Below are 15,767 nucleotides of genomic sequence, written 5' to 3' on the forward strand. Positions count from 1 at the left end.
ACATCTGCTTGAAAAGACCTCGCAGTGTCTTCTTTACACTTTATCACAGTATAAGTGCGACATCTGCTTGAAAAGACCTCGCAGTGTCTTCTTTACACTTTATCACAGTATAAGTGCGACATCTGCTCGAGAAAACCTCGCAGTGTCTTCTTTACCGTCGGGTGGCTGGTGAGCTTCCTCGGAGCTAACGCTCCCTTGGGGTCTCACCGATGCCTTTCCTCCCACAGGAGTCTCCGTATATTTCCGGGGGCTAATGTGGTGATGGTTCGTTTTTTATTACCTTTGTTTAAATTTGTCCGAACCCCATCTTACTGTTAAGAAGCTACACCTATTGAAGCATTATCTGGTTTTGCGGCATTAATCATGAGGAAAATGGCAGAAAGAATATGCATAATCATTCCAACGAATGGAATCCAACCAATACAAGAAGTAATAATACCGAGGATACTTCCTGTAGATGCGCCACCATCTCTTTGTGTCAGAACTAAAGTGATGATATGTAGAAATAACATGACTAAAAGTGGCGTCCAAAGTAATCCAACAATTATGGTAGCACCTAAAATCGGAAACCCTAACAAAGCTTCTAAACCACCCGTTATCCATTTCATGATTCGAGAAGTTGACATGAATTTTCACCTCCAAGAAATTATATGTATTAATATTTTAAATAGTGCAACAAAATTATGGCAAAACTTTGGTACTAAGTCGACAAATATCCTTAACCTATTGTGGAACTTGTTTATTAGTAAATTACTTATAATTATCTTTTGCATCGAATAGTTATGAAGTAGTCCAATCTCAAATGGGAGGGTTACGAATGAACCGAAATAGGAACAGAAGGGTTTTTATCGTTATATTCTTCGTAATTATTGTCTTACTTCTTAGTGGTTTTGTTTATTTTTTTATTTTTCAAACACCTTCCAATCAAGCAGAGAAAGCAGTTGAGAAGTTTTACGAATATGAACAGGAGGGGGCGTTTTCTGAATCATGGGAAATGTTCCATCCATATATGAAGGAACGATTTGACAAAGGTGATTACTTACAAGATAGGCCGCATGTTTTCTTTCATCATTTTGGAGTTAATACGTTTACCTTTACGTTGGAAAAAGCAAAGCTGATTCGCAATTGGCAAATAGAAGAGGAAGTTGAACCAATCGATGAAGTTTATAAAGTTACTGTTGTCCAATATTACCAAGGATTGTACGGGAACTTTGAGATTGTACAGGATGTTTATGCTACTTCTTTAGATGGAAAGTGGACGATACTTTGGGATTATAAAAAGACAGGGATTATAGAAGATCTAGAAGAAAAATAACTAATCTTTATCTTTTAAAATTACCCACTTTTCTGTAAAATAAGAAAAAGGCATGTCTTATGAATCCAAGGGGGAGGTTTGATGAGTCAAAAAATTGCCGTATTGATTCTTCATGGCGCTGGCACTCCTAAGGAGAATTTTGCAGATAAGTTAATAGCTAGAATTACGAAAGAATTTAACAATATGCTACCAGAACAAAAAGCAGATAAAGAGATTGTATTCGAACCAGTGTTTTGGTCTAGTGTCTTTGCTGCTGAACAAGTGAAGTTATGGGAACAACTCAAGACATACAGGAAACTAAGATATTCGCGGCTGCGCCGATTTGTATTAGAATTTCTTGCAGATGCTGTAGCCTATCAACCTACAAAAATGGAGAATCAAAATTATGATAAGGTTCACGCTTTACTGGCAAAGTCGATGCAACGTTTACGAGAGAAGGCCGGTGAGAAGGCACCTCTATGTGTAATAAGTCATAGCCTTGGTACGATTATCGCAAGTAATTACTTTTATGACTTGCAATACAAGCAAGAAAACATTGGCAAGGAAACGAAATATTGTACGAGTCAGAATGCAATTGAACAATGTCAGACGCTAACACTTTTTTATACATTAGGTAGTCCGATGGCGATGTGGTCCCTACGTTATATTGATTTTGGTTCACCGATAGCGGTCCCCTCGCCATTAGTTCAACTATATTATCCCAATTTACAAGGGGAATGGCTAAACTTCTATGATAAAGATGATATTCTCGCATTTCCTTTAAAAGGAATAAATGAAGCTTATAACCAAGCGGTTACGGAAGATGTTCAAGTAAATGTAGGTGGCATTTTTACTAGCTGGAATCCACTATCTCATCTTAAATATGATACTGAAAAGGAGGTTATTAAACCAATAGTGAATGGACTTGTTCGAACATGGAAGAAAGTGAATAGAAAAACTGTGTAAAATCATCGCTTCCTCTTATTAAAGGAATTTTTTACTAAACTGTTCCATACATAAAGTATAGGGGGAGTATATCTCTAAAATGGAAAGAGGGGGAATAACAGTGGAATTTGGGATATTATCACTTTTACCACCAGTATTGGCGATACTGCTAGCTTTAATTACTAGAAGTGTCATACCTGCCTTATTTGCCGGCGTCTGGATTGGGGCTACTATGGTTCATGATTGGAACCCATTACTCGGCATGTATGCTAGCTTTAGTGAATTTATTTTACCAAATTTAGGGGATGAGTGGAGTGCTACTGTATTGCTTTATTGTGGTTTGTTTGGCGTATTAGTTGCATTTTTACAAAAAACAGGTGGTGCTCAGGCGATTGCTCAATCCATTTCGAAAAGAGTAAAAACCGATCGTGGTGCACAGGGGTCGACGATGTTATTTGGAGTTATTATCTTTTTTGAGGATTATTTCAATGCGCTTACTGTAGGAAGTGTTATGCGTTCGGTAACCGATAAGATGCGTGTATCGCGAGAGAAACTCGCCTATATAGTCGATTCGACTTCAGCACCATTATGTTTACTTGCTCCAGTATCGACTTGGGTCGTATTTGTGATGGGATTAATTGGCGCACAATTTGTGGAACTTGGAATTTCAGGTTCGGAATATGTTACGTATTTAGCAACAATACCGTTTAATTTTTACTCGATATTAGCACTACTTTTAGTTGCTATCGTTATCTTCAAACGGTGGGATTTCGGTCCAATGGCAAAGGCAGAATACAGGGCAAGAACGACAGGGAAAGTTCTCAGAGATGGAGCTGAGCCTCCTTCAGATGATTCGATGCATGAGTTCGAGACAATACCGGGGAATCCAAAGAAACGCAATTTTTTAGTTCCAATCATTGTACTTCTTGGTATGATACCGCCAATGTTTCTATGGACTGGTGGATTTCCAGAAAATGATTTAGTTACTGCTGTAGGAGAAGCGGATGGAGGACTATCCATATTAATTGCTGCCTTCGCCGCAATTGTAGTAGCATTGCTAATGGGCCTACAACAGAAACTTTTTAATTTTAAAGAATCCATGCAATTAGTTGTAAACGGTTTCAAAAGTATGATGTTAGTTTATATTATACTAACATTAGCATGGTCTATAGGCAGCGTAACACAAGCACTTGGTACGGCAGATTTTATTGTAGGTCTTGCTGAGCAGTCTGTATCACCAGCAATAATTCCTATCCTATTATTTATTGTAGCAGGAGTGGTTGCCTACACGACTGGAACATCTTATGGCACTTTTGCCATTATGGTACCGATTGCCATGCCATTAGCACATGCAATGGATGAGATGTCTATGTTTTTAGCCATTGCTGCGGTATTAAGTGGAGGTATTTTTGGTGATCATTGTTCGCCAATTTCTGATACAACAATACTCTCATCAGCCGGAAGTGCCAGTGACCATATTGATCATGTTAATACCCAAACACCATTTGCCATCACTGCTGGAATTAGCGGATTAGTTTCTTTCTTTATAGCAGGAGTTACAGGATCAGCACTATTGTCTCTTGCAATTGGAATTGTTGTACTTATTGTTCTAACATACTTGTTACAAAGAAAATGGGGGCAGAAAATACCAGACAACTATTCCATAACATAATAAGTAGTCTATTAAAATATATACCTAGGTATACATTACAAATATACTGTCATATGATATTCTAGTTTTAACAGGGGTGTATTAATTTCTAGCTATGAAATACGGAGTAGGTGTACCCTATCGTTACTAGTAAATGGAGGAATTTTCATGGGTCAAGATATCGAACAAAAGTCTGGCCAGAAAATTGAATGTGATCACCCTTTATATCACTTAAAACGAAAAGTATGGAATTCTCATGTTGATCGATATCCTGCTGTGATCTTTGAATGCCAACGTGTACAAGATGTACTGGAGGCTGTCCATTATGCCAATGAACATGGATTAAAGATTAGTGTAAGAGGGGGAGGTTTTCATCCGGCAGGGAAAACGGTTAAAGATAATGCCGTGCTCATAGATGTCTCCCAGATGAATGAGATTCAAGTAGACGAAATTAGTAAATTGGCCATTGTTGGAGCTGGCGCGATAACGGCAGAGGTAGATAGGATAACTCAAGAATATGGATTGGCAGTTCCGTTATCGATGAACTCTCAAATCGGCATTTCAGGCCTTGCATTAGGTGGTGGAATCGGACATTTGAGAGGGAAATACGGACTGACAAGTGACAATGTCGTCGGCGTTCATCTTGTTACGGGAGAAGGTCAATTACTCTACGTTAATAAATTCGAACATCAAGAGCTTTTTTGGGCAATTCGAGGTGCTGGGGCTAACTTTGGTGTAGTAACAAAATTTGAATTTCAATTACATCCTGTCGGTCAATATATTCTAGGCATAGATGTTGTTTATGATTATAAAGATTGTAAACAAATACTAGAAAAAGCTGAGAGATATCGTCAGCATGCGGTTGAGGATATCTCATTTAATATTATCATAACAAAAATGAACCAAAACTTTCCATGTGTAAGGTTAGTTGGAATGTATGTCGGGGAGTTAAATATAAAGTCAGAACAAGAAATAATTCAACCATTGTTGGAGCTAGCTACACCACTTGCTGATAATACAGAAATCACCCTGTATGGTGACATGCAATGTAAATTTGACTCGTATATTCAAGAGGGGATTACGTTTGAAGGAATTTCCTTATTCTTTAATGAATTACACCCGGATGTTATTCAACTGCTTATGGATGAAGTCAATGAGAGTGAACTACTCGTCGTCATTCATCTTATCGAAATGCATGGTAAAGTAAACCAAATCTCCCATCAAGAAACAGCATTTTATATTCGTGATGCGAGCTACCTTCTAGTAATTGAAGCTGAGATTACTAGCGATCCATCAAAAACCCAAACATGGTTCAATAACTTATATAAAAAGCTTCTTCCCTATTCTTATAATCAAATATCTTATTTAAATAGCACACAGGATAACGAGGAAGTAACTCGAAATGCTTATCGAGCTATTGCGGATAAATTAGTAGCGCTTAAAAAGGAATATGACCCGAATAATCTTTTTTGCTCAGAGCATAATTTAATAGACTAAAATGAAAGACGTCATCCAAAGAATTCAGGCTCTTGGAGACGTCTTTTCTATAGAATATCCATCATCTTCTTTAAGAAATGACTTCTATTTCGGACATTTGCTTTATGATATATCCTGCTTAGACTTTTTTTGACCGTAATTTGAGCAATGAACAATTCACTAGCAATTTCAGCAATCGTTTTGTTTTCTAGAATCAATTTCGTAATATCCTGTTCCCTTTCTGTTAAGGAAAACTTTTCTGCTAATATATCTAACTTCTGTTGTTGGGTAATATCGTGTAAGAATTGTTTGAGATATGGTAGTAGTTTCGGTCCGCTCAAATCCAATAAGAATGTCGGGGTTGGGACATCTGTTTCAAAATCACGATGCTCTGCCCCTGGTACGGTTTGAAACCCAAATTTGTATAGCAAATCCTGATAGAATCGTAAAGGGGTGGATGTAGAAATTTTTCCACCTGAAAAGATTAATGGTAATAGACTATATAATAAAAATGAACGGGCAGAATTATTAGTTGGATCTTTATATTCTTGGTAACGGATATAATATCCGGCAGTCTTTTCTACTGGTACATTATAAAAGTCTATTTCCTCCTTGGTCAAATTACCAAAATATGCACTAGAAACAGGCTGAGTTGCAAGGAAGGGTAATGTCTGTTCATTAACTGGAACAATAATGGATATACCGATTACCTCATCATGAATGTTTTTTAGTAAGCTTGAACCGTTATAACCGATTTTTTTAATGTATTCAGGTCCAACTAATTCCTGCTCATGTTGTTTATGTACTAATGGTGAATGGAATTGGAAGGAATGGTTAGTTGTTCGATTAAAATAATGGGTCTTTGTCATTGTTGGATTATTTTTTAGATAGGCAAAGAAATCCTCTACAGCATGAAAATTATGGTCGCCAATCGGTTCTAAATACATAGCGTTATCAAATGTGGCATCGTGAAAGAAGACCGATTGAATAACATCATCTCCAAGATGATAAAAAAAAGAAGCAATATCTTCTTCCGTTGGTCGTTTGGCAATTCGATGGTAATAAAAATCAATAATTTTTTTGTTTATTCGTTCATATTGGTTGGGATTACGTTGTTGGAGTTCTATACGAATAGCATCACGAACTAAATCATGTATACTCCATCCCCTTCGTGACCTTTTTACAAAAGATAGAGAGGTAAGTTGGTAGAATTCTTGATTAGGTATTTCACGATTTAGTACCTCGGATAGACAATGTTGATCAAATTGATGAAACATGGCAGCAGCTTCTACCATTCTTGTTAATCCTTCATTGGTTACCTCTCTTAACCATCTTTTGGTAAGGGTAGTCAAAATATCTATGTTATTGTTAAAACTTCGATTATGCTCTTCCTCTGAGAGATTAATTATAGTAGCGAGTGTTAATAGTAATGGATTACCTTTAGTAAACTCCCATATTTTTCTTATTTCTTGATTATTATTAAAACCATTTAGTTCCAGTAAATTACTTGTTTCCTCCACGGTAAAGGGCTCTAATTTTATCTGTCTAGTAATTTTTCTCCATGCAGGGGATTCCAGCCATTCTCCGATTAAAGGTTTTCTTCCTGCTAGAATGATCGTGACACTTGGATGTAAATATCGAATAAAGGTATTTCGAAACCAACGTTCTAACTCCATTTGTTCAAATGTATCTATTGTAATGATTACTCGACATTGAAACCGATCAATTAGAGAAAGACAATCTTGTAAGCTTATTTGTGGTGAATAGTTCAGTGGTTCGTTTTGATGACAAGCCAAAGTTTGATATAAATGATCAATAAACCCTTGAACGTTTTGTACAAAGTCCTGACTATCGAGTAGGAAAAAAGGAATCTGTTTTTGTTTTGCAACTCTAGCAAATTCATGTAATAAAAAGGTTTTACCGATTCCACCTTCACCATAAAAATGGATGATTTTTTGACCTGGATTGTCTTCTCGAATATACTCTTGAAAGAACGTTAACTCTTTACTTCTACCAATAAAATATTTTTCCTCTACATCTTGAATCAGTTCATTTATACGCTCTTCGCTTTCTGTAGTATCTTGATAAACGTTCAATCATATAGCCCCCAATTCTAATGTTTTATATTAGAAGAGTCTTATTATTAAAAATATAAAGTAGTAAAAAAGTACTGTCAAGCTTATGTTAACTCGATTAAAAGTATAATAAGTAACCATTATTCGCACCCTAATATGGAACAGAATCTTCTGTTCCATTACCCACAAGGGAGTGATCGGTTTTGGCTAGAAACAATAATAAATTGTTAGTGCCTGGTGCAAGGAATGCAATTGACCAAATGAAAGAGGAAATTGCAAATGAACTTGGTGTTCAGCCTGGTGCGGAGACAACTGCACGCGAAAACGGATCCGTGGGTGGCGAGATGGTCAAACGAATGATCAAAATCGCTGAACAGAGTATGCAAAATGGGAACAAGTAGCTTGCTCTGGAAAAGGAGCTTCCATTATGGAGGCTCCTTTTTAAATGGTTTTATACTACAATACAATCAAATTATACAATACTTCACGTAATCTTCTGTATTTAAATAAGACTATGAATATGGTAAATTTAGAATATTAATGCTCTAGGGTGGTGCTACTTGCAGAAAATTTCCTTACAATCCAAAATACTAGTGTTAATTGTTAGTTTAATTACGTTTATTACAATTTCTCTAATCGGTATTTTCGCCTATTTAGAATCAAAGGATACAGAGAGGCATATTGGGGAGCGTGCTTTAAATGCCGCAACGACGATATCCATCATACCAACTGTAGTGGAAGCGTTTGAACTGGAAAATCCATCAGAGGTTCTCCAACCAATTGCGGAAGAAATTAGAGAGGTAATTGGGGCAGAGTTTATTGTGATTGGAAATGCAGATAGTATTCGCTATGCACATCCAGATAGAGAGAGAATTGGGGAACGGATGGTTGGTGGTGATAATGACCGAGCGTTAAACAATGGCGAATACTATATTTCCAAAGCAGATGGTAGTCTAGGTCCATCTCTAAGAGGAAAAGCTCCGGTTTTCAATCAGGATGGAGAAGTAGTTGGCATTATTTCTGTTGGATTTATGCTCGATGATATTCGAGCGATTATTTATAATAGCTTACAAAAATTTAGTGGCTCGGCAGTAGTGATTATAGTGTTGGGGATAATTGGCAGTGTGATGCTTGCCCGTAATATACGAAAAGACACGTTTGGTCTAGAACCTTATCAAATAGCATCATTGTTTCAGGATAGAAGTGCTATTTTGTCATCGATAAAAGAAGGGATCATTGCAATAGATTCTCATGGTAGAATTACGGTTATGAATGAATCTGCCCAGAAGATACTTGGATTAATAGATAATTATACGAATAAAAGAGTTGAAGAAGTGTTTCCTAATACTAAAATGTATGACGTTTTAAAATCAGGGAAAGCAGTCAGAGATGATGAAATGGTGTTAAATAACCGCCTTGTAATTGTTAATCGAACACCAATATTGGATGAGAAGCAAAACGTAGTTGGAGTGGTAGCGAGCTTTCGGGATAAGACGGAAATTAATGAAATGCTCAATACGTTATCAGAGGTAAGAAAATACTCAGAAGATCTAAGGGCACAAACCCATGAGTATACGAATAAACTCTATGTTCTATCTGGACTGTTACAATTAGGGCATTATAAAGAAGCAATTGATCTAATTCAACTAGAATCAAGGGCAACGATTCATGCTAATAGAATATTAATGGAACAGATAAAGGACCGAACAATACAAGCAATATTGTTGGGCAAGATGGGGAAAGCATCGGAGAAGAAGGTTGAGTTTAAAGTAGATGGAAACAGTTATATAAGCGAGTTGCCGAAGCATATAGATATGGCCAAGATGATTTCCATTCTAGGAAATTTACTAGATAATGCATTGGAGGCAGTGGAGAAAAAGGAAAAGAAAGAAGTTATTTTTTTTTGGGACAGATATAGGAGCGGATATTGTCTTCGAGATAGCGGATTCTGGTGATGGTGTACCAGATAAGGATGTACAAAAACTATTCGAACTAGGTTATTCCAGTAAGAATGATGTAGAAAGAGGATATGGTCTAGCCATTGTTAAGGATACGGTGAAGGAGCTAGGCGGTCAAATTGAAGTTCATAATCAACCAAGTGGGGGAGCGGTGTTTTCCGTATTTATTCCAAAACAAGGAAAATCGGGGGAAGAATATGATTAATGTTGTCATAGTGGAAGATGATTTTCGAATCGCTAAAATTCATGAAGAGTTTATTGGGAAGGTTTCGGGCTTTCGGGTAGTAGGCAGAGCATTAAATGGAGAGACAGCTATCCAGCTAATAGCTGAGAAGCGTGTAGATTTAGTAATTTTAGATGTCTACTTGCCAGATATTCTCGGAGCGAATCTAATAGATACGATTCGAGAAACAAATTCACATATCGATTTTATTATGGTTACGGCGGCTACGGAAACAGAACTGGTGAGTGAAATCATTCGAAATGGCGTGTTTGACTATATTATTAAGCCAGTAAAAATGGAACGGTTTATTGAGACATTACAACGCTACCGGGAAATGAAGGAAAACCTCGAGAGGAAAAAGGAGGTTGATCAATCATTTTTAGATAAGTACTTTGGCCACCAATCGGCTACGTTAGATCAGAAAGAAACTCCTAAAGGAATTGATCCATTAACATTAGAGAAGGTATCTGACATTATAAACACGTTAAAAGGGGGAATAACAGCAGAAGAGATGGGAGCCAAGATAGGTGCATCACGTACCACTGCTAGAAGATATTTAGAGTATCTAATTTCGGTAGGAGAAGTAGCGGCGGAATTAGAATATGGGATTGTGGGACGACCAGAAAGAAAATATCACGTAGTAAACAAAGGAGACTGATTAATGCGACAGTCTCTTTTTCTGTGAACAAAATGAACAAAATGTATTTTTTTGTTTTTTTATTCATTATTTTGAAAACGGTTACATTAGATTAGTAGTGAATTATAGTGGAAAATAAGCACTGATTTTTCAGAATTTTAAGGGGGATATAAATATGAAGAAGTATTTAGCACTTTTCTCAATTGTTATCTTAATAACGATTCTTGCTGCTTGTTCGGCGAATAACACTTCTGGTGATAATGAATCGGGAGAGTTTGAGCCAGATAGAGCCATTGAAATGGTTGCACCAGCTGGAGCAGGTGGTGGCTGGGATACAACAGCAAGGATGGCTGCTAAAGTATTTAGTGAAGCAGGAATTATTGATGAAAGTATTGGCGTAATTAATAAGCCTGGTGGCGGTGGTGCTGTCGGTTGGGCATATGTTGCAGGACAGGATGGAAGCAATCATCACTTATTTGTTGCTTCACCACCTATTATTCTAGTTCCATTAAACGGACAATCAGAATATGGTTATGATGACTTCACACCGTTTGCTAATGTTATTGCCGATTATGGAGCGTTCGCTGTCCGAGCAGATGCACCATGGGATAACTTAAATGAATTATTTGAAGATATGAAAGCGGATCCAGAGAGTATTTCGGTAGTTGGAACATCCTCACCAGGTAGTATGGACCATATCCAATTCGTACAGATTGCCAAAGCAGCAGGTGTCGATATTACAAAAATTAAATATGTTACCGACCCGGATGGCGTTGGGTTAACCCAGTTATTAAATGGTAGTGTTGAAGTATTTTCAACTGGTGTTGCGGAAACAGTAGAACAAGTAAAAGCTGGAACTATTAAGGTTCTTGGTATTACGGCAGAAGAAAGATTATCTGGAGAAGTTCTAGAAGATTTTCCGACTGCGATGGAGCAAGGAATTGACGCTTCATTTGTTAATTGGCGAGGGTTCTTTGGGCCACCAAATATGGGTGAGGAAGCAGTTGCTTACTATGAAGCAAAATTTAAGGAGTTAAGTGAATCAGAGGAATTTGCTACTATTCGTCACCAATATGGATGGGATGAAATGTTCTTAGGTACGGAAGATTATAAGGCTTTCTTAGATGAGCAAAATGATACTGTTCAAATCTTATTAAATGAGTTAGGACTAGGTCAGTAAAATAACCATTCTGTGAAGTCAATGATTCCCATGTCATTGACTTCCGTTTATTTTTTATTTTTATAGAGGTGGTGAAAGTATGTTCAAAACATTAAACCAACGAGTAAGCCTGGTATTACTAGTGCTGGCCACTTTATATCTCATACTTGCTTATCAATTACCTTCATTTTCCTATTCGATTGTCGATGCTGATGTAGTGCCAAAGGGATTAGGATTTTTATTGATTGCACTATCGATTGGGTTATTTTTTACGAAGGATTCCGAGACGGAGGAGCAAAAAGCACGTAGAAATATACCTAAAAAAGATATTGGGGTATTAATGGCTGTTTTCGCATTTGTATTCTTATATATATTCTTCTTAGAGATATTAGGATTTGTTGTAACAACCGCCATGTTTGTTTTTGGTTGTTCTTGGTTCTTAGGATATAAAAAACATCTTACGAATGGACTTGTAGCTATTTTGTTTCCTCTATTCATGTACCTTTTATTTACTAATTTTCTAAAGATAAATTTACCACAAGGAATATTGCCGTTCTAAAGGAGGGAGCATATGGGATCGATTGAAGGTATTTTAGCTGGTTTTCAAGTAGCGTTAAGTCTTGAAGGAATTATGTTTGTTTTAATAGGGGTCCTTGTTGGAACATTTATTGGTATGCTACCTGGTCTCGGACCAATTAGTGCCATTGCGGTTATGATTCCAATAACATTTGGAATGGATCCAGCTCCAGCCCTTGTCATGATGGCGGGCGTCTATTATGGTGCGATATTTGGTGGCTCTACTTCCTCCATCTTATTAAACGCACCAGGTGTATCTGGGGCGGTTGCAACATCTTTTGATGGGTATCCAATGGCACAGCAAGGAAAAGCTGGAAAAGCATTAGCGATTGCAGCTGTTTCCTCCTTCGTTGGAGGTACAATTAGTGTTGTACTATTAATGATCTTTGCACCGGTCCTTTCAAGTGTAGCGATATCATTTGATCCGCCTGCTTATTTTGCATTAATGTTCTTAGGTCTAACCGCTATTACTAGTCTGTCAGAAGGATCCACTATTAAGGCGTTAATTTCAGCTGTAATTGGCTTTATGGTTGTGACGATTGGAATTGATGCACAAACAGGGACACAACGCTTTACATTTGGAAATGTTAATTTACTAGAAGGGATTGACTTTTTAGTTATTGCTCTTGGACTATTTGCACTTGCTGAGGTTTGTACACTCATTATTAAGCGGAAGGATTTATCCTTTGATAATAAACATAAGCTAGGAAGTCTAAAGATTACGAAACAAGAATTTAAAGAGATGAAAGGACCGATGACGAGACAATCTTTTCTAGGCTTTGTTCTCGGTGTTCTACCAGGCGCAGGAGCAACGATTGCTTCCTTCATCGGTTATATTACTGAAAAACGTCTTTCTAAAAAGCCGGAAGAGTTTGGAAAGGGTTCGGTCAGAGGTCTCTCAGCACCAGAGACAGCGAATAACGCAGCAACAAGTGGGGCGTTTGTTCCTTTATTAAGTTTAGGAATTCCCGGTTCGGGTACGACTGCAGTTATGCTAGGTGCTTTTCTAGTTTTGAATGTTCAACCAGGACCACTGTTAATGACCGATCGTCCAGAGATTTTTTGGGGCATTATTGCTAGTATGTATGTCGGTAATGTATTTCTATTAATCTTAAATCTACCATTGATTCCGTACATCTCTAAAATACTAAAAATACCACGCCCATTACTAATATCCTTGGTCATCATGTTTAGTATTATTGGGGTGTATGCAATTAGTTTTAATACCTTTGATTTGTATATGCTGCTTTTATTTGGGGTTATTGGATTCTTAATGCGACTATTCTCCTTCCCCGCACCACCGTTTATTCTAGCATTTATATTAGGTGGTATGATGGAGCAAGCATTTAGACAATCATTAACCATTTCTAACGGAAGCTATATGGTCTTTGTCAATAGCCCGATAGCGTTAACGTTATTAATCTTTGGTTTATTATCATTCTTGTTCCCAATCATAGGACATTTTCGTCGTAAACGGAAAGAAGTAAGCTAGGGGGGGTTACTCCCTATTATAAAGCTCCTTATGGCGCTAGACCGAAAGTAAGATCAAGCTTTTAGGGTTGTAGTGTCTAAGGAGCTTTTTACATAGTTGTCGAATAATAAATGGAAAACTTTATCTTTTCAAAAAAATAGTCCCATTATATTACGAGTACGTGTATCATAGTAATCAAAAGAGTTACGAGGAGGATGCCAAAATGAAACCGTTAATTGGTGTGATTACTTCGACAGACCTTGATGGAGATGTGTATTATGAAGGAAAAGATAATGTGAATGCTATTTTAAAAGCTGGTGGAGTCCCAATATTACTTCCTTACTATGAGCAGGAGGAGGATTTAACAGCGATTGCAGGGATGATAGATGGGCTTTATGCAACAGGCGGATACGATATTGATCCAACTCTGTTTGGAGAAGAACCACATCCAAATCTAGGAACAATTTTACCAGAACGAGATACATTTGAAATATCGATCATGAAGAAAATGCTGGAGTTGGAAAAACCGATTCTTGGGGTTTGTCGTGGAAGTCAAACATTAAATATTGCACTAGGTGGGGATATGTATCAGGATATTTATGCACAAATTCCAAGTACGTTACTACAGCACCGGCAGAATGCGCCGAAATACCACGGCTCCCATTTTGTTGAGGTTAAAGAGGGTTCCCTTTTGCATCGCTTAACAGGTGAGACGAAACTAAGGGTAAATAGTAGACATCATCAAGCAAATCGAAACGTACCCAATCCGCTTCAAATTAGTGCAACCGCCGGTGACGGTGTTATCGAAGCAATCGAAAGCACAGAACACCAGTTCGCCCTTGCGCTGCAGTGGCATCCAGAAAATATGTTTATGGCGAATGACACGCCCTCCGCGGCAATATTTAAGGGATTTATTTCCGCTTGTAAGCAAAACTAGGCATTTACTTGTCTTAAGTGAATGCGGTAGTGTTTCCATTGCTGGGAGGGAAAATGTTTATGTTTTTTTCTGTTAAGATAAAACTAAGCATGCTATAAAGGGAGTATGTAATATTTTCTATATGGAGAAAGGATTATTAAATTGAATATAATCGATACCCATTGTGACGCTTTATTAAAAATACAATATTCCAAAAGACAATATGATAAAAAACTACTTCAGTTTAAGGACGCACAGGAGTTAAATACTAATCTTGGATTTCTTAAAAAAGGAAAGGTGAAGGTACAGTTTTTTGCTATTTTTATTATGCCGGACATTCCTGTCGAAGCAAAATGGCAGCATGCCCTTGAGCAAATTGATATTTTTCATACCGATATTCTTGAACCAAATCCAGAGATGAAGCATATTAAAGAGTGGCAAGATATAAAGAAGTTAAAAAATGGAGAAATCGGTGCAGTATTAACACTCGAGGGTGCAGATGCTTTTGGTAGTGATTTAGCAAAGCTCCGATTACTTTACCGTTTAGGTGTCATGTCCATTGGTCTTACATGGAATAATGCTAATTTATGTGCCGATGGTGTGGAAGAACCTAGAGGTGCGGGCCTAACTGCATTTGGTAAAGAGGTTGTCCAATTAAATAATGAGCACGGTGTATTGACAGATGTATCCCATTTATCTGTTAAAGCCTTTTGGGATGTAATGGAACTAGCAAAATATCCAATAGCAAGTCATTCCAATGCTTATAGCCTCTGCCCACATCCTCGTAATTTAAATGATGAACAGATTAAAGCGATGTTTGAACGAAATGCGATGATTGATGTTGTATTTTGGCCTCCTTTTATTAACCATGAGCGCCAAGATGGGAGTATAGAAGATTTAATTCGTCATATTGACTATCTATGTGAGCTCGGTGGCGTAAGGAACATCGGGCTTGGATCAGACTTTGATGGTATCTCATCCTTTATCACAGATTTAGAGGACGCCTCGAAATATCAAAATCTAATAAATGACTTATTAAAGTACTATTCAGAGGAAGAAGTAAAAGGTTTTGCCTACCTAAATTTTATTAATCAATATGTGAATGTAATTGATTAATGTAGAGTGTCTACATAGAATAAATGACTTAGTGTTGTGCTGGACGTACCTGATTCGCGGGTAGAAGAGGCTGATTGGCAGAAGGGAGCGCATGTCCTGTAGGAGGGTGAGGTTCATCCGCGGGTACATGGGCCCACTCCGCGAGTACATGGGCCTAAAGCGGAAGAAGATGAACCCACCCCACCCACCCAAACTCTTCTCACATGCCAACCCCCCCAACAAATTAACCAAATCCAAATCTTTTCATGCATAGAAAACCCTTCCAATCAT

15 protein-coding genes are annotated in these 15,767 nt (G+C 37.5%); 13 read left to right on the plus strand and 2 right to left on the minus strand.

The annotated features are described in order from the left end of the window. Nucleotides 1-314: 314 nt before the first annotated feature. Nucleotides 315-626, minus strand: a complete 312-nt coding sequence (locus KGF86_RS15545) for a hypothetical protein (protein ID WP_186870432.1) — start codon at nucleotides 624-626, stop codon at nucleotides 315-317. 191 nt (nucleotides 627-817) lie between these two features. Between KGF86_RS15545 and KGF86_RS15550 the strand changes: the two genes are divergently transcribed. From KGF86_RS15550 to KGF86_RS15565, 4 genes are all read left to right on the plus strand, one after another. Further along, entirely contained in the window at nucleotides 818-1,315 is a 498-nt protein-coding gene (locus tag KGF86_RS15550; protein ID WP_186870431.1) for a hypothetical protein, read from the plus strand. Between the two features lie 81 nt (nucleotides 1,316-1,396). Next, entirely contained in the window at nucleotides 1,397-2,260 is an 864-nt protein-coding gene (locus KGF86_RS15555) for a chemotaxis protein (RefSeq protein WP_186870430.1), read from the plus strand. Between the two features lie 100 nt (nucleotides 2,261-2,360). Next, the gene (locus KGF86_RS15560) at nucleotides 2,361-3,911 is read left to right on the plus strand and encodes a Na+/H+ antiporter NhaC family protein (protein ID WP_211742398.1); all 1,551 of its coding nucleotides are present in this window, start codon (nucleotides 2,361-2,363) and stop codon (nucleotides 3,909-3,911) included. Nucleotides 3,912-4,058: 147 nt separating this feature from the next. Then, on the plus strand, nucleotides 4,059-5,387 hold the full coding sequence (locus tag KGF86_RS15565) for an FAD-binding oxidoreductase (RefSeq protein WP_211742399.1): 1,329 nt from the start codon (nucleotides 4,059-4,061) through the stop codon (nucleotides 5,385-5,387). A 47-nt stretch (nucleotides 5,388-5,434) separates the two neighbouring features. On the opposite strand, the gene KGF86_RS15570 is transcribed toward KGF86_RS15565, so the two are convergent. Beyond that, nucleotides 5,435-7,462, minus strand: a complete 2,028-nt coding sequence (locus KGF86_RS15570) for a LuxR family transcriptional regulator (protein WP_211742400.1) — start codon at nucleotides 7,460-7,462, stop codon at nucleotides 5,435-5,437. A gap of 182 nt (nucleotides 7,463-7,644) precedes the next feature. Between KGF86_RS15570 and KGF86_RS15575 the strand changes: the two genes are divergently transcribed. The 9 genes from KGF86_RS15575 (at nucleotide 7,645) to KGF86_RS15610 (ending at nucleotide 15,497) form a co-directional block, all read left to right on the plus strand. After that, nucleotides 7,645-7,842: an alpha/beta-type small acid-soluble spore protein gene (locus tag KGF86_RS15575; protein ID WP_211742401.1), complete on the plus strand. Its 198-nt coding sequence runs from the start codon at nucleotides 7,645-7,647 to the stop codon at nucleotides 7,840-7,842. Nucleotides 7,843-8,001: 159 nt separating this feature from the next. Beyond that, nucleotides 8,002-9,396: a PAS domain-containing protein gene (locus KGF86_RS15580; RefSeq protein ID WP_343221465.1), complete on the plus strand. Its 1,395-nt coding sequence runs from the start codon at nucleotides 8,002-8,004 to the stop codon at nucleotides 9,394-9,396. Further along, nucleotides 9,296-9,604 carry a sensor histidine kinase gene (locus KGF86_RS19600; RefSeq protein ID WP_343221466.1) on the plus strand — a complete coding sequence of 103 codons (309 nt, stop codon included), beginning with the start codon at nucleotides 9,296-9,298 and terminating at the stop codon, nucleotides 9,602-9,604. Before KGF86_RS15580 ends, KGF86_RS19600 begins: the two co-directional genes overlap by 101 nt. Then, nucleotides 9,597-10,280 (plus strand): response regulator, encoded by a 684-nt coding sequence (locus tag KGF86_RS15585; RefSeq protein ID WP_186870424.1) that lies wholly within the window; start codon nucleotides 9,597-9,599, stop codon nucleotides 10,278-10,280. The genes KGF86_RS19600 and KGF86_RS15585 overlap by 8 nt, the downstream gene beginning before the upstream one ends. A gap of 154 nt (nucleotides 10,281-10,434) precedes the next feature. Continuing rightward, the gene (locus tag KGF86_RS15590) at nucleotides 10,435-11,439 is read left to right on the plus strand and encodes a tripartite tricarboxylate transporter substrate binding protein (RefSeq protein ID WP_211742402.1); all 1,005 of its coding nucleotides are present in this window, start codon (nucleotides 10,435-10,437) and stop codon (nucleotides 11,437-11,439) included. A 79-nt stretch (nucleotides 11,440-11,518) separates the two neighbouring features. After that, a complete protein-coding gene (locus KGF86_RS15595) occupies nucleotides 11,519-11,977 on the plus strand; it encodes a tripartite tricarboxylate transporter TctB family protein (RefSeq protein ID WP_186870422.1) in 459 nt (152 codons plus the stop codon). A gap of 12 nt (nucleotides 11,978-11,989) precedes the next feature. Next, complete coding sequence (locus KGF86_RS15600; RefSeq protein ID WP_186870421.1) at nucleotides 11,990-13,486, plus strand: tripartite tricarboxylate transporter permease; 1,497 nt, start codon at nucleotides 11,990-11,992, stop codon at nucleotides 13,484-13,486. A 202-nt stretch (nucleotides 13,487-13,688) separates the two neighbouring features. Continuing rightward, nucleotides 13,689-14,402, plus strand: coding sequence for a gamma-glutamyl-gamma-aminobutyrate hydrolase family protein (locus KGF86_RS15605; RefSeq protein WP_211742403.1), 714 nt, complete (start codon nucleotides 13,689-13,691; stop codon nucleotides 14,400-14,402). A gap of 141 nt (nucleotides 14,403-14,543) precedes the next feature. Then, nucleotides 14,544-15,497, plus strand: a complete 954-nt coding sequence (locus KGF86_RS15610) for a dipeptidase (protein WP_211742404.1) — start codon at nucleotides 14,544-14,546, stop codon at nucleotides 15,495-15,497. The last annotated feature ends 270 nt before the right edge of the window (nucleotides 15,498-15,767 follow it).

The organism is Ornithinibacillus massiliensis (genome assembly GCF_018310345.1).
Classification (GTDB): domain Bacteria; phylum Bacillota; class Bacilli; order Bacillales; family Amphibacillaceae; genus Ornithinibacillus; species Ornithinibacillus massiliensis.